The 17,398-nt window shown below is 53.3% G+C and carries 15 protein-coding genes; 6 read left to right on the top strand and 9 right to left on the bottom strand.

What is annotated here, in order from left to right; translation table 11 throughout:
- Window positions 1–1,134 (bottom strand): ATP-dependent helicase HrpB (gene hrpB / locus PBA01S_RS12340; protein ID WP_127576084.1); only part of this gene is annotated, 1,134 nt, incomplete at its 3' end.
- A 79-nt stretch (window positions 1,135–1,213) separates the two neighbouring features.
- Here hrpB and PBA01S_RS12345 point away from each other — a divergent pair.
- Together PBA01S_RS12345 and gluQRS are read left to right on the top strand one after the other, a co-directional pair.
- Window positions 1,214–2,572: a hemolysin family protein gene (locus tag PBA01S_RS12345; RefSeq protein ID WP_036700194.1), complete on the top strand. Its 1,359-nt coding sequence runs from the start codon at window positions 1,214–1,216 to the stop codon at window positions 2,570–2,572.
- Window positions 2,573–2,607: 35 nt separating this feature from the next.
- A complete protein-coding gene (gluQRS, locus tag PBA01S_RS12350; RefSeq protein ID WP_028538956.1) occupies window positions 2,608–3,582 on the top strand; it encodes a tRNA glutamyl-Q(34) synthetase GluQRS in 975 nt (324 codons plus the stop codon).
- A 91-nt stretch (window positions 3,583–3,673) separates the two neighbouring features.
- Here gluQRS and PBA01S_RS12355 read toward each other — a convergent pair whose 3' ends face one another.
- The 3 genes from PBA01S_RS12355 to PBA01S_RS12365 form a co-directional block, all read right to left on the bottom strand.
- A complete protein-coding gene (locus PBA01S_RS12355; protein WP_028538957.1) occupies window positions 3,674–4,045 on the bottom strand; it encodes a DnaJ family domain-containing protein in 372 nt (123 codons plus the stop codon).
- Window positions 4,046–4,190: 145 nt separating this feature from the next.
- The gene (locus PBA01S_RS12360; RefSeq protein WP_028538958.1) at window positions 4,191–5,000 is read right to left on the bottom strand and encodes an SDR family oxidoreductase; all 810 of its coding nucleotides are present in this window, start codon (window positions 4,998–5,000) and stop codon (window positions 4,191–4,193) included.
- A gap of 143 nt (window positions 5,001–5,143) precedes the next feature.
- On the bottom strand, window positions 5,144–5,962 hold the full coding sequence (locus PBA01S_RS12365) for a hypothetical protein (protein ID WP_028538959.1): 819 nt from the start codon (window positions 5,960–5,962) through the stop codon (window positions 5,144–5,146).
- Window positions 5,963–6,337: 375 nt separating this feature from the next.
- Between PBA01S_RS12365 and PBA01S_RS12370 the strand changes: the two genes are divergently transcribed.
- The gene (locus PBA01S_RS12370) at window positions 6,338–6,577 is read left to right on the top strand and encodes a hypothetical protein (protein WP_016312336.1); all 240 of its coding nucleotides are present in this window, start codon (window positions 6,338–6,340) and stop codon (window positions 6,575–6,577) included.
- Window positions 6,578–6,694: 117 nt separating this feature from the next.
- Here the strand turns inward: PBA01S_RS12370 and PBA01S_RS12375 are convergent, their stop codons facing one another.
- Window positions 6,695–7,915, bottom strand: coding sequence for an MFS transporter (locus PBA01S_RS12375; RefSeq protein ID WP_016312337.1), 1,221 nt, complete (start codon window positions 7,913–7,915; stop codon window positions 6,695–6,697).
- 241 nt (window positions 7,916–8,156) lie between these two features.
- On the opposite strand from PBA01S_RS12375, the gene PBA01S_RS12380 reads away from it, so the two are divergent.
- Window positions 8,157–8,939: an alpha/beta hydrolase gene (locus PBA01S_RS12380; RefSeq protein ID WP_016312338.1), complete on the top strand. Its 783-nt coding sequence runs from the start codon at window positions 8,157–8,159 to the stop codon at window positions 8,937–8,939.
- Window positions 8,940–9,024: 85 nt separating this feature from the next.
- Here the strand turns inward: PBA01S_RS12380 and rsgA are convergent, their stop codons facing one another.
- From rsgA to PBA01S_RS12395, 3 genes are all read right to left on the bottom strand, one after another.
- Window positions 9,025–10,119: a ribosome small subunit-dependent GTPase A gene (gene rsgA, locus PBA01S_RS12385; RefSeq protein ID WP_051416952.1), complete on the bottom strand. Its 1,095-nt coding sequence runs from the start codon at window positions 10,117–10,119 to the stop codon at window positions 9,025–9,027.
- 437 nt (window positions 10,120–10,556) lie between these two features.
- On the bottom strand, window positions 10,557–11,267 hold the full coding sequence (locus PBA01S_RS12390) for an HAD family hydrolase (protein ID WP_127576085.1): 711 nt from the start codon (window positions 11,265–11,267) through the stop codon (window positions 10,557–10,559).
- A 99-nt stretch (window positions 11,268–11,366) separates the two neighbouring features.
- The gene (locus tag PBA01S_RS12395) at window positions 11,367–11,834 is read right to left on the bottom strand and encodes a DUF3939 domain-containing protein (RefSeq protein ID WP_028540105.1); all 468 of its coding nucleotides are present in this window, start codon (window positions 11,832–11,834) and stop codon (window positions 11,367–11,369) included.
- Between the two features lie 223 nt (window positions 11,835–12,057).
- On the opposite strand from PBA01S_RS12395, the gene PBA01S_RS12400 reads away from it, so the two are divergent.
- The gene (locus PBA01S_RS12400) at window positions 12,058–13,050 is read left to right on the top strand and encodes a YpdA family putative bacillithiol disulfide reductase (protein ID WP_127576098.1); all 993 of its coding nucleotides are present in this window, start codon (window positions 12,058–12,060) and stop codon (window positions 13,048–13,050) included.
- A 30-nt stretch (window positions 13,051–13,080) separates the two neighbouring features.
- Window positions 13,081–13,533, top strand: coding sequence for a DUF441 domain-containing protein (locus tag PBA01S_RS12405; RefSeq protein ID WP_016312343.1), 453 nt, complete (start codon window positions 13,081–13,083; stop codon window positions 13,531–13,533).
- Between the two features lie 390 nt (window positions 13,534–13,923).
- Here PBA01S_RS12405 and PBA01S_RS12410 read toward each other — a convergent pair whose 3' ends face one another.
- Entirely contained in the window at window positions 13,924–17,280 is a 3,357-nt protein-coding gene (locus PBA01S_RS12410; protein ID WP_127576086.1) for a DEAD/DEAH box helicase family protein, read from the bottom strand.
- Between the last annotated feature and the right edge of the window lie 118 nt (window positions 17,281–17,398).

A 17,398-nucleotide genomic window follows, 5' to 3' on the forward strand; every position in this document is an offset into this window, starting at 1 on the left:
CTCGTCCGGCGCGGCGGCGCCCCACGCCGCCAGCTCCAGGGCGAGCGGCGCGAGGTCCGCCTCAAGCATCTCCGGCGCCGTCCGCGCAGGGAGCAGGCGGTCCTCCGCCTCGCTCCAGAGGCGGTAGCACACCCCGGGCGCTGTCCGCCCGGCGCGGCCTCGCCGCTGATCGGCGGAGTCGCGGGCCGCCCGCACCGTCACCAGCCGGCTCATGCCGGTGCGCGGCGAGAATAACGACGTGCGGCGGAGGCCGCTGTCGATCACGACCGTCACGCCATCCACGGTCAGGCTGGACTCGGCGATCGACGTCGCCAGCACGACCTTGCGCTGCCCTGCTGGCGCGGGCTCAATCGCCCGCCGCTGCTCCGCTTGCGGCATCGCCCCGTACAGCGGCGCCAATATCACGCCCGTCGGCAGCCCATCCGCGGCCAGCAACGACTCGGTGCGCCGGATTTCCCGTGCGCCCGGCAGGAACACGAGCACGCTGCCGTCATGCTCGGCAAGGGCCCGGCGAACCGCCCGGTGCACCTTCCGTTCCAGCGGCTCGTTTGCAGCTCCCGGCGCATATACCGTCTCCACCGGGAACATGCGTCCCCGGCTTTGCACTACTGGCGCACCATCCAGCATCTCGGCGATCGGCCGAGCGTCCAATGTCGCCGACATCACAAGCAGCCGCAGGTCGTCACGAAGCAGCTGGCGGCTTTGCCAAGCCAGAGCGAGACCCAGATCAGCATGCAGACTGCGCTCATGAAATTCGTCGAAAATGACCAGGCCTGTCCCGATTAAGGCCGGGTCCTGCTGCAGCATTCGCGTCAAAATCCCTTCGGTGACGACCGTGATCCGCGTGTTCGCCGACACTCGGCTGTCACCCCGCATACGGTAGCCCACCGTCTCGCCCACCGCTTCACCAAGCTGGGACGCCATATAGACAGCCGCAGCCCGTGCTGCCAAACGCCGCGGCTCCAGCAGCAAAATCCGCTGTCCCCCAAGCCAAGGTTCGCTTAGGAGCGACAGCGGAACACGCGTCGTTTTGCCTGCCCCGGGCTCCGCCAGCAGCACGGCAGTTCCCGCTTGGTCAAGCGCTTGTTGCAGCTCAGGGATGACTTCATCAATAGGCAAAGGAAGCTTTGTCATGATTCTCTCCTTACGGGTTACACTATGAGAACATTTTACCATACGGTGCTAAGAAACGAAGGGATCGGAGGAAAAACGATTGCTAAAGCTGCTCGTCCTTTTACTGCTGATCGTACTTACCGCATTGTTTGTCATCATTGAAGCATCACTGCGTGCGTTACACCCGCGGACCATCGAAGCTTGGGCGCGGGAAGGCCGACGTGGAGCGTCCGCACTTCGCGCCCTGTCGCAACGGATCGATCAGGCGTTGTCAGCCTGCCAACTGGCCATTACGGTGAACTCCCTGACTCTGGGATGGCTGGGCCAGCCAATTGTTCGCAGCCTGCTTGCGCCGATCTTTGTTCGGCTGCCCTTATCGGAGTCCGTAGAAACCTTTTTCTCTTTTCTTATCGCGTTCGTGTCGATTACCTACCTGCATGTTGTGCTTGGCGGATTAGTTCCGCAGGTGCTGGCAGCCCAACGGGGCGAAGCCATCATCCTGGCATTTGCCCGGCCGCTCTTGGTATTGAGCACCCTGCTATCCCCGTTCCTCTGGCTGCTCAACCGTTCCTCCGGCCGCATCGTAGCATGGCTTGGCCTGAAACCTGCGGCGGACTGGGACGACGCGCACAGCGAGGAGGAGCTTCGGATGTTGCTGAGCGAAAGCCTGGCCAGCGGCCGGATTAACAAGAGCGAGTACCGCTTCATGAACCGAATTTTCGCCTTTGATGATCTGCTCGCCAAAGATATCATGGTTCCGAGAACCGATATGGTCTGCTTGGATGCAGCTAAATCCCGCGAGGAGAACCTGAGAATGATTCGACAGGAGCAATACACCCGATTTCCTGTCATTCGTGGAAATAAAGATAATATTATCGGGGTGATAAATACAAAAGCGTTGTTCCTGGCTCCCGAGGATCAGGCCGATGTCCCTTTGGCTTCCCTCGTGCGTCCTGTGATGACCGTCTCGGAAAATATCCCCCTTCCGGCCCTGCTGACCAAGATGCAGAAGGAACGTTCGCATATGGCCGTGCTGATTGACGAATACGGCGGTACAAGCGGGATGGTGACCATCGAGGACATTCTGGAAGAAATCGTCGGCGACATCCGCGATGAATTCGATGCGGAGGAAGAGCAGGAAATTACCGAGGTCGCGGCGAATCACCTCATTGTTGACGGCAAAGTTTCCGTATCGCTGATTAACGAGTTGCTGGACGCCGATTTGGAGGAAGACGAGGCGGATACGATCGGCGGTTGGATCTATGGGCATAACCTGGACATCGAAGAAGGAACCCAGTTGGTCTATGGAGACTTGCAATTTACGGTCCTCGAGCGCGAAGACAGCCGGATCCGGAAAATCGAAATCCAAAGGCTGGACACGCCTCATATGGACAGTGCTTATACATCAGAGGGCGGTGACGAAGCCCGGAACGCTCAAGAGCCCGAAGCAGGCTTATAATACGTAAAAGTGAACAATCGAGGAAGTGAAGCATCATGAAACGCGGACGATTTGCACCTACGCCATCCGGCGACATGCACCTGGGTAACGCGAAAATCGCACTGCTCTCCTGGTTGCAAATGCGCGCAGCGGGAGGAACCTTCGTGCTGCGCATTGAAGATATCGACACCCAACGCTCCAAGCCGGCGATCACGGAACGGATTCTCGCCGATCTTCGCTGGTTGGGGTTAGACTGGGATGAAGGACCGGGCGCCTCGGAGGCGTCCGGTCCTTACCTTCAAAGCGAACGGACCGAGCTTTATGAGGAGGCGCTGGCCAAGCTGGACGCCGCTGGCCGGCTATACCCTTGCTTCTGCAGCCGGGCGGAGCTGCTCGCGGTGGCTGGGGCACCGCACGGCTTGTCCTCAGAAGGGGCTCCCTATCCCGGCACTTGCCGCGCCTTAAGCCCGGAGGAGCAGCAACGCCGAGCGCAGCACAAAGATCCGTCACTCCGCTTTGCAATTGGTCCGGAGGAAATTCGCTTCGTCGACGGGATCGCCGGGCCGCAGGTCTTCCCGCCGGGCAGCGGCGGGGATTTTGTCGTGCGTCGGGCCGATCATATGTATTCTTATCAACTGGCGGTGACTGTAGATGATGCCCTGATGGGGATCACCGATGTGCTGCGCGGTGACGACTTGCTCGACTCCACGCCCCGCCAGCTCCATCTCTATGGTGCGTTAGATTTGACACCGCCGAAGTTCGCTCACGCCCCGCTTATCCTTGGCGAGGACGGACGACGGTTGGCCAAACGCCATGGCGACTTGGGGCTTCCCGCACTGCGCGCCGCTGGGACGAAGCCGGAGACGGTCATCGGCTGGCTTGCCTACATCAGCGGCTTAATCGAGCGCCCGGAAGCTGTAAAGGCCAACGAGTTGATTCCCAGCTTCCGAATGGACCGGATCTCGCGGGAGCCGTTTGTGTTAACTGAAGCCATGATACAGAAGCTGATGAGTGACACAGCTACTGCCTAGCTTACGCCCTAACTGGTGCGAGCCCTCTGTTCTGTCCCCCTTCTCAGCTTCTCTCACACTGGTATTCTAGTGTTCAGCAGACTCCAGCTTCCTATTCCAGCTTCCGGCGGATGGCTTCTTCATACTGCCGGAACGCCGGATTCGCTGATAAACCGCGCTCGCTCATGAGTAGATTAAGCCGCAGCTGCTGCTCCGTCAGCCGCTTCTTTAATGTCTGCTTCTCCGGCCCGTCCTCGCAGGCGGCAAGCAAGTCGGCCAGCCGGACCATCTCCTGCTGCAGTTGAACTTCTTCGGGAACATACCCCGCATTTTTCATCAGCTTATAGGCCATTCGCAAATCCTCGGGAACCCCGGATAAGTCCTCCACCTTCAGCGGCTTACCTTTCCCGGGCAAATGATCAAACTCCCCGCGGGCCATCGCTTCTGCAATCTTCTGTTCCGCTAACCAGGACAGCATCTCCATCCCTCCTTAAGCTTTATCCTTCCAGTATCATACCACAGCTTCATCGGGATTCATTTACAGATCACAATCTGATATCTTCAAAAAAAACGCCTCCGCGATTGCGAAAGCGTTCATCTCATTGGCTCGTTTCACTCTAGGTGAAACATTATAGCAGCGACTCCGCCCCATCGATCACAATTCGGGCTCCGGTAATATGGATGGACTCGTCCGAAGCCAAAAAGGCAACGAGATCCGCCACATTCTCTGGTTGGCCCGGGCCGTCCGCCAAGGGCTGTGAGCCCTTTGGATATTTAACCGGAATAACGATCTCCTGCAGCTCCTTGGTCTTCTCGGTTGAAGCATCGATGTTGGTAGCGATGGCGCCGGGGCTGATCGCATTTACGCGAATTTTGAATTGGGCCAGCTCCAAGGCCAGCATTTTCGCAAAAGCTACTTGTCCCGCTTTCGTCGTACTATAAGCCGACATCCCGAAGCCGGAGAATTTATCATTGCCGTTAATGGAACTGGTAATGATAATACTGCCGCCGCCCCGTTGTTTTAAGTAAGGAACGGTATATTTCACGGTCAGGAACGTGCCCGTCAAATTGATGCTCAGCGTCTTCTCCCAATCCTCGAAGCTCAGATCCTCGACGGGCGCCAGCTTGCCGTTGATGCCGGCATTCGCGAAGACGATGTCGATGCCGCCAAATTGCTCAGCAGCTTCGCGCACCGCCTGTTCGACCCGCGCCGGGTCCGCCACGTCGACATCAAACGCACGGGCCGCCCCCTCATGCATCGCATTGATCTCTCGCGCCGTCTGCTCCGTGCGTTCATCCAACAGATCGAACAGCGCAACCTTCGCCCCTTCGCTGGCCAGCTTCACCGCAGCCGCCTTGCCGATCCCGGAACCGGCTCCGGTGATAATCGCCGTTTTACCCTGGAACCGTTCGCGGTTCGTCGTCTGATTGCTTGTCATGGCTTCACACTCCTGAAGATGAAATGGGTTCATTCAGCGAAACTGATTACCTGCCACTATCCAGATTGCCCATTTCGGAGTGTTTTTTAGTCAAGGATGGCTGGTTTGGACCATGAAAAAACTTGGGTTCTCTCATCTCCCCCTCACTCCGCGTTATGCGGCTTACGAAACCACTTCAGCAAGATCTTCTGAAATTGCTGGCGGGGTGTAGGCGTCGCGATCATCCAATCCTCTTCGTCCTTTGCGCTGCATCGGATCAACCAATTGAACTGCGTATTGTTCATAAACTGCATTTGCTGAATCTCCCAGCGTCCGCCGCAATTCGCATAGAACCGGATATCCCCTTGCGCGAGTGGAGATTTCATACATTTGGCTAAGGCGATACTGCCTTCTTCATCATTCGTCATGTCTGCCAGGAGGGTGGCCAAGCGGTTCAGATCCAGCTCCCGGGCTTGACATAGCGCTGCGTCAAATTGTTTTCTGGACATCATTAAGGCGGGAAGCTCCCCCGGTGTACGCGAGTTCCACTTCATCCGACCGGCTAACAAAACGCTAAGTTGTTTCCCTTCGATGATTCGTTCTACGTATAAGCGGTTGAATTTCCCAGGCAGCCGTCTGAATCGGATAATCTGGTTGCCGGTGATATGCAGATATTCCTCAAAGGTTTGCTTTCCGCAAGTAAAGGATAGCCGGCAAGCCTTGACGGCCGCAGATGCGGCGGTCAGGTCGTCTAAGACGTGCTGCGGCAAGCTGATCCGAGCTCCTTGGGCTGTCCCCAACACCTCATCCTTGCTGTTTAGCGTCTCACGCGTGCCTTCAGCGTCAGAATCTAGCATCTCCTGCAAAAAAACGTGAAAGGGATGCTCTGGATCCTGCCACGTTTGAATTCCTAACCGCTCTATCAAATTTAGCCATTCTTTCGCTTGAAGCGTCACATTTTCCTTGCGGGAGGAATCTGTCATCAATTCTTCCACCTCCTACAGATTGGGCCTCGCTTCCGATGCTTGACCTAACAGCCGGTATGATCTCGGCGTGTCCTTATCCCGCTTCCGATGCAGTAATCATACCACTATTCAAATTGCCTGTGCTCGGAATTTTTTACCAATCTATTACAATGTACCCATAAAAATAGGAGGTGAAGCACAATTTTTCATAGAGCATGAAACTTTTTGATCTGCCTATCCGTAATACTGATGTAAGCGTGCCAAACCGAGACTTCCGTCCTGTTTCGTTCGCTGTCATTAAACATTAATCGAAATATCATCTTTTTTTAAGCTTTTCTTAAGTTTTTCGATCTACAATGTTTAATATGAAACCACTGTATAGAGGTGATTCTAATGAAAATCCTAATTAACTTCCAAAATAATCTGGTTCCCGTTTATTTCAATGTCGATAGCAAGCAACCTGTGCAGCGTACTTTGAAGCTGCTGACGAGCGCGCTCGAATACAAATACTATAACGGCAAGCAAGCTTTGAAGAAGTGCTTGAACTCCTTAATCAGCATTGAAATCGAAGGCTCTGAAGCAATTCTCCACAGCAAGAGCGAATATGATTCGCTTGCGCTCTCGCTCTATTAATCTAGTTCTCGTTGCACCGTTTCGTTGAAGAAAGGCTCCGTACCTCAGCAGCTTGCTGATGGTACGGAGCCTTTCTTTTCAAAATCGACATTCTTCTTATGTTCTGTTTCGTTCCGACTACCCTCGCATCTTGGTACCTTCGCTTTCGGTCAAGCGGCGGTTTCCAAAGAGGGACTTGAATCGAAGCGTCATGGCCGTTACGGCTAAGATGGCCCCGTTCAGGACAAACACCACCGGAATGGAGATCCAGGACCCTAACGCCCCGCCGGCAATTGGTCCGAACATATTGCCAAGCTGAGCCGCGGATTGATTCAAGCTGAAAGCGCGGCCGCGGAAATCCGGTTTGGTCGACTGTACGATCAACGCGTTTAATGCCGGGAACACGGCAGCGAAGAACAAACCGTACACGAAGCGCAGAATTCCGAACCCCACCAACGAATGAAAGAAATGCTGCAAGATGTTGCCGACCCCGCCGCCGATCAATCCGATCATTAACGTGTTGTGGTAACCGATTCGCTGGCCAACTTTGCCCCAGAATGGTGCAGCGATAATTGTAGAAATACCTACCGCCGAAAAAATAATGCCCGAACTGAGTGAAGCATCGGAAGCCGAGGCGCCTAAATCCAACACATACAGCGAAAGCAACGGCTCAAGCACCATCACGGAAGAGGTGACGATCAGCACGACAAGCAGCTTGCCCATCAGCGGACGGTTAGCCGTCGCCTCCTTGAGATCATCCAGCACATGCGAACGCTCCCGGTTGCGGTCGAAGTTCTGTTCCTTTACGAAGATCAAGGCGATCAGAGCTGACACCAATACAACGGCACCTGACGCCAGAAACGCCTCTCGATAACCGATGAATTTGCTTAGGGAACCGCCCACCAGAGGTCCGATAATCCCTCCGGCTGCTCCGGCTGTCGACATCACTCCCAGCGAATAGCCAACATGCTTCTCCGGCGTATTGGTTGCAACCAGTGCAATCGCAGAAGGCACATATCCGGCCAAGAGCCCGGACAAGATGCGGACAGCGATCAACTGATAAGGGTCTCGAACAAAGAAGTAAAGAACATACACCGCACTCAGCGCAAAGCCGGATCGCAGCAGCATCGGCTTCCGGCCGTACTTATCCGATAACGAGCCCCAATAGGGAGAGATCAACGCGCCGGCCAAAAACGTCACCCCAAATGCAATCCCCGACCAGAGAGTGAGATGCGTTGTTACTCCAAGATCATGAGCAATAAACAGAGACATGAATGGAATGACCATGGAGTACGCGGTGCTGCAAAAAAATACACCAAGCCACAGCACGTACAGATTTCTTTTCCAGGGGAAATCCACTTCATCCACCCCCAGCGTTGTTATTCCCAACCCTGGAACTAACCCGTTTTTTTATTCTAGCACAATTCGTTGCCAACTGTTCGAAAGATTTCGAAGTTTAGATTTTCGAGAGCAAGAGGTTCGAGATATAATGGAAGGTGGATGAGCTTTATTGTAATCATCTGTGTCCCATTCGGTAAGCGCTTACCAGGTTGTGATACCGAGATGGCATGAACATGAATCCAAAGGAGCTGGAGCATTTATGGCACTCTTTCAATGTCGTTTTTTCTCTGAAGTATTAGGACTAAGCACCTCCATGACGGTCATCCTGCCGGAACCTGCACAATCGCAAATCGGGATGTCCGCGCCGGCGATCGCCGGGCCTTATCCGACTCTCTACCTGCTGCACGGCATGTCGGACGATGACACAATCTGGCTGCGCCGCACCTCGATTGAACGTTATGTTTCGGGGATGGGGCTGGCCGTTGTAATGCCTCAGGTGGATTTGAGCTTCTATACGGATATGGCGTACGGCAACAACTATTGGACGTTCGTCAGCGAGGAGCTTCCCCGCCTCTGCCGGTCGTTCTTCCCGTTGTCCGAACGACGCGAGGACACCTTCGTTGCCGGGTTGTCGATGGGTGGTTACGGCGCCTTTAAGCTGGCATTGCGCAAGCCGGAGATGTTCTCTTATGCCGCCAGCCTGTCAGGGGCGCTGGATATCGCAAATCGCCGCCATGATCTCCCCCTGTTCCAGCGGATCTTCGGCGAATCCGGGCCTAAGGGCACGGACAACGATCTGCTGGCACTGCTGGACCCGCTCGCCAAGGCCATGCAGGAAGGAAAGCCGGTTCCTCAGCTGTACCAATGCTGCGGCACGGAAGATTTCCTGTACGAGGATAACCAAACGTTCCGCGATGCTTGCACCCGCGCCGGTCTGCCTCTCACCTATGAGGAAGGACCCGGTTCCCACGAGTGGGGCTATTGGGATGCGAAGATTCAGGACGTGTTGAAATGGCTGCCGCTTCAATCTAACAAAGCTTAAGCGAACAAGTAAACCTAGCCGGCTGGGTGTAAGCTTCTCAGCCGGCTAGGTTTTTGTCAGCCCTTCGGATGGGAGTCGCGCTCCACTACTCCCATTCGTTCACGAAGCGCCGCCGTTGCTCGCCTTTGCCGCGCGGCTCCCGACGGCTCGATTTCCCTGAGGATGCGGCGCGTACAGAGCGCTGGCGGGTTTGCTCCTTGGCTGCCTGAAACTTCAGCTCCCGCTGCGTTTTCAGATAATTCTCGAACCGTTTGCGCTCCAGTTGACCGTTTTGCAATGCTTCTCTGACCGCGCAGCCCGCCTCGCGTTTGTGCTGACAATCGCTGAAACGGCATTGCTTCACCAGTTCCTCAATCTCTCCAAACGCCTCAGACCATCCGCCATCATCGTCCCATAGCTGCAGCTCACGCATCCCCGGCGTATCGATCATCACAGCACCTTGCGGCAGCACAAACAGCTCACGATGCGTTGTGGTATGCCTTCCCCGGCTGTCATCTTCCCGGATCGCCTGAGTTTTCTGAACGTCTTTCCCTGCCATCCAGTTCAAGATCGTCGACTTCCCCGCGCCCGATGATCCGGTAAGAGCCACCGTCACTCCCGGCTTCAGCAAAGCATCCACTTGCTCCCGTCCCAGATCCTCCAAGGCGCTGACCGCAATCACGGGCACCCCTGGCGCTATCGATTCCGCTTCGGCCACATAACGCTCCGGATCGTCGCATAAATCAGCTTTACTCAGCACAATGACTGGTGTAGCGCCGCTATTCCAAGCCATAATCAAATACCGCTCCAGCCGGCGCAAATTATAATCTAGGTTCAGCGCAGCCACCAGAAATAGCAGGTCGACATTGGCTGCAACGACTTGTTCCGTCGGCACCGACCCGGCGGCACGTCGCGAGATGCGACTGGTGCGCGGAAGCACACCATGGATCACGGCATCTCCGCCGCTATCACAAAGGAAGCGCACGGCAACCCAGTCTCCAACCGCCGGAAACTCGCTCCGTTCGCCTAATGCAAATTGAAGGCGACCGCTCATTTCTGCCCAACCTTCACCCCGCTCCGTTGCCACGCGATATTTGTGGCCATGGTCCGCGATGATCCGCCCCGGTGAGACCAGCTCTAACCCCATCTCGTGTAAAGCGTCCTCCCGCTCCGGGTTCCATCCAAGTTCATTTAAATTCAATCCAATTCCTCCAAGTCGATAAAATGGTTCATCTGAGTTCCGACACTGCCCCGTCTCCTTAGCCGCAAAAAAAAAAGACGCGGGATCCTCACCTCCCGCGTCTTCAGCCTGGGCACCTAGGCATGAAGCAACAACTACCCAGCGTCTCTTCTGAGGAGACGCTGTCCAGCAGTTCCATGCCTGTGCCCTATCTTCCCGCCGCCCCTATCGGGGAGTCGGCGGACGCAAAAAAGCCGCGGGACGTTCGAACGGTCCCGCGGCCTCGCGCTGCCTGCTTCTAAATCCATCGATATTGATCGTCGATTGGAAGTTACACGCAGCGCCTTATTTTTCCGCTAAGGAGACCGTATTTACACGAGTCACAAGTACATTCACCATAAATAACAGCCTCCTTCATCCTAATTTGTACTCATCATACGGGATCTTGGCAAGCTTTGTCAATTCATTTTTGTCCCGCATAACTCCTGGGTATATGGTTCCAATAACGCCGGGACTTCATCCAGCTCCTGAACCGTCCGCCATGGGTTGCCGCCTTCCAGCGACACGTCCCACTCATGCTTGCGCTTCAGCCAAATCCCGCGAATCCCGGCCTGCGCCGCTCCCCAAATATCGTTGCGAGGATGATCACCAACGATCACCGTCTCCTCTGCTTGTACCCCTAGCCGATCTAATGCTAACTGATAGATCCGGGGATCAGGCTTCTGGATCTCCACGTCCCCGGATACGATGATCACATCAAAGTACGGACGCAGATGGATCAAATCGATTTTTTCGTGTTGCCGCTTGCTATGTCCGTTTGTGATAATCCCTAACCGGAGTTTCTGGTCACGGCAGTACCGCAGGGTCTCTTCCGCATAATCCATCGCTTTTGCATAGGTCATATAATGTTGGTTGTAGTAGGCTTTCAGTTCCTCCAAGCTCGTCTTATGACGCCAAGGCAACCAATCCAACAATTCCTGAAAAAAGCCTTCCTTCGGCCGATATCCATCGTTATCCCGTTCAATCATCTCCGCGATCAACGCTTCCCGCTGCGTCTCGTCCATTGGCACCAGGCACTCCTGCGTTAATTGAGCGGCGAAGCTGCGGAACATGTGATCTCGATCCATTAACGTATTATCCAGGTCAAACAGTATGGCTTTTAGCTGCAACCTTGTTCCCCACTTTCCCCCATATGTCTCTCTCTATTGTAAAACATCTGTCAAATAAATAGCGCACTTCCGGCTCACCAGAAATGCGCTTTTTCAGGTTTAGATCACTTGTTTGGGGCGATGGGTCAACAACATCTCCTGATCTGTCACGTACAGTGGGAACGGCGGCATCTCCTTCAAATAATGCTCTCGTATCAGCAGACGATAATCGACCTCCAACTGGCGAGAATCCTCCAGCACCGGCAGCTTGCCTCGTTCCTCCACATAATGATCTACTGCAGCCTGCACCATATCTAGATAATAAGGGATGTCACGCTCTTCTTCCGGAAAGATTTCATAGGTTTCTCTCGACAAGTAAAACCGTTGATCCGTCACACCGCCTAAATATCGTGACAGGCGTTTCATATCCAGACTTCCGTCTGGCAGCAGCAGCGACAACCGGTTGATTCCCTCCGGCATGTCAGCTTCATAACGCAGCACGGCGCGTCGAACTTCATCTAACGTAACCTTGATCGCCGTAGGAATTGTGACTTGTTTGGGCTTGCGTTTTTTAAACCAGGACAGCATGTTCGGCACCTCCTTCAACTTCAATCACCAAGGTAACCGCTTACACTATTAGTGTACTCCAATTCTCCTGCATTGAACCCCGTCCGCCAAAGATTTCATAGGATTGCCACATCCTTCCCCCTTTACAACCCGCAGCGGATGGTTGGCAATTCTGCGTCATTTGCGGTAGGATGGAAGTGTTTTGAAAAATTCGTTTGAAGTGAATGTCTATGAGGAGGTTCCCATGCTGGATGTGATTATCATCGGAGCAGGGCCTTGCGGTCTATCGGCAGCCATCGAATGCCAGCGTCGCGGACTGCAGGTGCTTGTTCTAGAGAAACATTGTCTTGTCCATTCCATCTATTCTTATCCTACGTATATGCAGTTTTTCAGCACCGCTGAACTGCTGGAAATCGGAGATGTACCGTTTGCTTCGGCGAACGATAAACCTTACCGCCATGAGGCGCTGGCCTATTACCGCAAGGTTAGTGATCATTATAATGTCCCGGTGTTGGCCTATGAAGAAGCCACCGAAGTGGTGCAGCAGCCGGACGGCTCGTTTGTGGTTCGTTCAGAGAAACGCGGCGGTGAAAAGGCGGAATACCAAGCCCGTCATGTCATTATCTCGACAGGTTATTTCGATCACCCCAATATTTTAGGAATTCCAGGAGAAAATACCGACAAGGTGACGCATTACTTCCAAGAGGCGCATCCGTACACCGGTACGAAAGTAACAATCATCGGCGGCAGCAACTCCGCCGTAGATGCTGCGCTGGAACTGGTACGCGTGAACGCTGAGGTTACTGTCGTGTATCGCGGGGAGGACTTGTCCGCGAACATCAAGCCTTGGGTACGGCCGCTGTTTGAGAGTGCCGTCAACAAAGGCAAGGTTGCTCTGCGCCTGAAATCCCGGGTGATCGAAATCCTGCCTGACCGCGTAATTATCGAAGGACCTGACGGGACTACGTCGGAATTGGCAAACGATTTTGTCTTGGCGTTAACCGGGTTCCGGCCTGATCGTAAGCTGTTGTTCTCCGCCGGAGTTGAAATGGCCGGTGATATGGAGAAGCCGGTGTTTAATCCGGAGACGATGGAAACGAACGTGCCCGGCCTTTACGTTGCGGGAGTTATCGCTTCCGGACGCAACGCCAACGAGGTGTTTATCGAAACGGGCCGCGGTCACGGGAAGCTGATCGCTGAGCATATCATAGGGGCGAGAACCTCAAGCAACAGATAAATAATCGGTATTCACCGCAGGAGGTGGATCATGCAACAAATTGATGTAACAGCCCTTCTGCTGTTGTTACTAGCGGCATTGGGCATTTTCAGCAGCAACATGCCGATTACCGTGGCGATGATTGTATTGCTGCTGCTTCGCGTGCTGCATTTGCACACAACCTTCCCCTGGCTGGAGAAATACGGCCTGACGCTCGGAATCATCATCCTCACCATCGGCGTGATGACCCCGGTCGCCAGCGGCAAAATCTCCATCCAGACGCTATGGGCTTCCTTCTTCCACTGGAAGTCCCTGCTCGCCATCGGCGTCGGCATGCTGGTCGCCTGGCTCGGCGGCCGCGGCGCGACCTTGATGGGCAATCAGCCGACCGTCGTCGCCGGCTTGTTGATTGGCACCGTGCTGGGCGTCGCCTTCTTCCGGGGCGTCCCGGTCGGTCCGCTGATCGCCGCCGGCATCTTGTCGTTGGTGATTGGGAAGCTGTGAGAGGCATCAGCTGCAAAAAAGAAGGCTGAATTCTAAACGATTGTTTAGAGTTCAGCCTTTTTGTATGTCCGTATGCGCGGGGCCGGGTTCGCGAGTTAGGGAAGCGCGCTTGTACGGCCACGGTTCTGCGGAAACGCTGGTGCGCGGGTTGGCGGAGATAGTGCTGAAGTACTCTAACGGAACCAGATGACCTTATTCCTCTATTTCCCGGCGATTTCCCAGCCTAACGGAACCAGAAGACGTAATTGGCGCATATTGGGGATTATTTGAGGCGCTTTGCTGCGAATAACGTCCGTACGTTCCGTTAGAGAATGGGGATGGACCTTATTGGACTCAAATAAGGTCTTCTAGATCCGTTACACCATCCGCCAGCGAGCTTGACATCCTCTCTTATTCCCCCGAAACGATCTGCACCGCATTCTCTTTAATCTGATTCACCACATCCACAAGCTTCTTTTGTTTACATCCATCAAACAGCTTGATAAAGCTTTGCGGCTTATCAAACGGCGGTTTGGTCAGTTCGGCTACATTATCGATATAACCGTTCTGGACGATATAATCGATCACTTTTTTCACAAACACGATTTGAGCTTGCGTCAAGGATTGGTCATTAATAAACTCGGAAAACGCCTGATTGGCTGCCTCTACTTCCAATTTGGCTACTTTTCGTACAAGCAATCCAAACGGTGTATCCTTGAATTCCCGTTTATAATCTTCGGCGGTCCCCAGCTCCCCAGTGAATACTTTCTCCAGGCTCTCATAGTCCAGCGCAGTCAACGGGATATTATTCCGTAACTTATAGATCGCCACATTATCGCGGTTCAACTCGATATAACGGTTGACCTTGAGCTTGTAATCCTCAAAATCATACGCCGCGTACATCGCCGTCCCTTCCTGAACCATCAATACCTCATCCACCAGATTCGTATAGATCGGGTTACGCTTTCCACTTTCATCAACGGTATACTTGATCAGATCCCGTAGCTCTACACGAACCTTTTCGAAGGTCAATAGATCGGCCTCCTGCCAAAACTCCTCCGTCCCGATCCTTTGAATCAATGGCAACTGTTTCGTCACTTCCAGGATGGAAGCACGCCCGCACAATACGTCGCAAACATCGATCAATTGCTTCTTGCCACGGTTAAATTGCGGCGTCCCCTCGATCTGAGCCAGCATGATGCCATACATCAAATTGTCGAATCGCTTAGCAAATTCATCAGGATCGTCCATATAAACGAGCGGTGCTAGGTTCGCAATGAGATGATACTTATCCTCGTCGGATAGATAAGTATAAGCCTGGTCTTTCTTAAACTTCTCCACATGCTGACGTTGGAGTTGAACCGAAACCAGTTCCGGATTCAGTGCCCGAACTTGTCCGATGACAACGGTAATTAAGTCCAATCGAATCGCTTGATACGCTTCCCCCACAAAATCCGCATGTTGAAGCAAATGAATCAGCCGAACTCTTTTGGCAAAAATCGCCTCGGAAACACTCTGCGCTTCATTCCCGGGAAGTCCTTCCTTATGCTGGCGGAAAAACTCAAAGTTGCCAAGGTAGTCAAAAATGACGAAGCCAGTCTTATGCTGTCCGTCTCCAAACAGATTCGGACATAGCCGCGTCCCCCGTCCGATCATCTGCCAGAACTTCGTTTTTGAACGAATTCGTTTGAAGAAGACCAGATTCACGATCTGCGGCACATCGATCCCCGTATCCAGCATATCCACGGACACGGCAATATGCGGCTCTTTCCCCGGCATCTTAAAATCATCAATGAGTGACTGAGCGTAGCTGTCCTCAGAAATGATCCGCTTGGCAAATCCCCCACGGTATTGGGGATATAGCTTATTGAACCGTTCCACGATATATTCGGCATGCTTTTTATTTTGGGCAAAAATAATACTCTTCCCCAATCGGTCCCCGCCTGCAACCTTGATGCCTTTTGTCATTAAATCTTCAAGTACCGTGTCTACGGTGTTTTGATTGAAGATGAATTCATTCACCGCAGGTGACGGGATGTATTCCGGCATCTCCCCGTCTTCATCGGTGAAATCCTCCTCATACCGCGCCTGATCCTCCGGCGATAGCTCATCGTACGTGATGCCCTGTTCCAAGAACTTCGTCGTAATTTCGATGTTGTGATATGGCACCAGCACATGGTCGACCTCAACTGCTGTCTCATAAGGATAAGCGTAAGTTGGAACGCCATTTTCCATCTCGAAGAATTCATAAGTGTTACGGTCTACGTCCATCTTTGGCGTCGCGGTCAGACCTACGATCAACGCGTCAAAATATTCGAAAATCGCCCGATACTTCTTGAAGATACTCCGGTGAGCCTCATCAACGATAATCAGATCAAAATGGGCTGGAGTAAAGAGCCGCTTTCCGTCCTCACTTTTGGCTGTGTCAATCGCATTCAACATCGTCGGATACGTGGAGAAGACGATGCGGGCAGATTTATCATCTTTGTTGCTGAGCAGGTTGCAGAGAGACATATGCGGCAAGTAATTTTTAAAATCATCTTTCGCTTGTTTAACAAGAGCAGTACGATCCGCCAAAAACAAGACGTTCGTCACATAGCCGCCTCGGGAGAGCACATCCGTTAAACTCGATGCAGTACGCGTCTTGCCCGTACCGGTTGCCATCACGAGTAAAGCTCGGCGGTGTCCACTACCTATACTTTCGCATACCGCACGGATGGCTTCCTTCTGGTAATACCGGTCGGTAATCCGATCATCGATCACGATCTCATCCAACTTCTTGCGTTCGGTGCGGCGGTTCATCAGCTTTTGCAAGTCAGCCTTAGAGAATATCCCGCTCACCTTACGTTGCGGCGATGTTAAATCATCCCACAGGTAAGTTTCAAACCCATTGGTTGTGAACATCATCGGCCGGCGTCCCGTCATGTTCTCCAAGCAATCGGCGTACAGCTTGGCTTGATGTGTGCCTTTTTTCGGATCGATGGAAGTTCGTTTCGCCTCAATAACAGCCAGAGGCAGACCATCTTTTCCATAAAGTACGTAGTCAGCAAACCCTTTGCCTTCATCGTTAGGCATTCCTTCGAGCTCAACTTCCTCCCGGACATCATCACCAAACGTCCAGCCGAGCAGCTTCAAATCGACATCGATATATTTTTTGCGAGTAAGGAACTCGGAAATGTCAACCGGTCTAAAGTGGCGTTCTTCTTGATGATCCTTCTTACCGGCAGTCAACCGGTCGCTCATGGCGGCGATTTGCGCGCGGAGCGCTTCGATTTCAGAGTTTTTTTGCTCGATCAGGCTGTCCTTTTCCTTGATCTTGGCTTCGTCCAGAACGACCTTTCCTGTGGGGACTCGCTTCTCATCAAACGAACGCTCCTCGTAGTTGGCGCCATAACAATAATCTAGCCATTGAACAAATTCAAATAAGGCCGAAAGCGATAATATCGATTCACTACGGCTGATCGATTTCTCCGTATGTACCGCTAGGTTCCCCAATTTTACGATGAAAGGCAGTTTGCCCCAGGTCTGGTGGTCCATCGCATAGCGGAACGTCGGTTCATGGATGAGCGATTGCAAATTATCTTTATAAGGCATATGAATCGTGTTATCCGCCGAATAGACCCATTTGACAGCCAGTTCCAATGCTTTGCGGCTCCCGATCGCAGCCATCGCCGGCGATGTCCCCAGTACTCGCTCAGCCTCCAGGCAAGCGTCCGCAAACAGCTGATATTCCTGTTGTCCCTGCAGAAATTCAAAATTTGCCGGCATCTGGTCACCTTACCTTTGGTTCTTTTTCTAGTTTCCGAATCAAGCGTGATATGGTATGATAACGTTAGAATTGGATTAAATTAGGAATGACCGCGGATGCGGTAACATCCACGGTCAT

The organism is Paenibacillus barengoltzii NBRC 101215 (assembly GCF_004000745.1).
Taxonomy (GTDB): Bacteria; Bacillota; Bacilli; order Paenibacillales; family Paenibacillaceae; genus Fontibacillus; species Fontibacillus barengoltzii.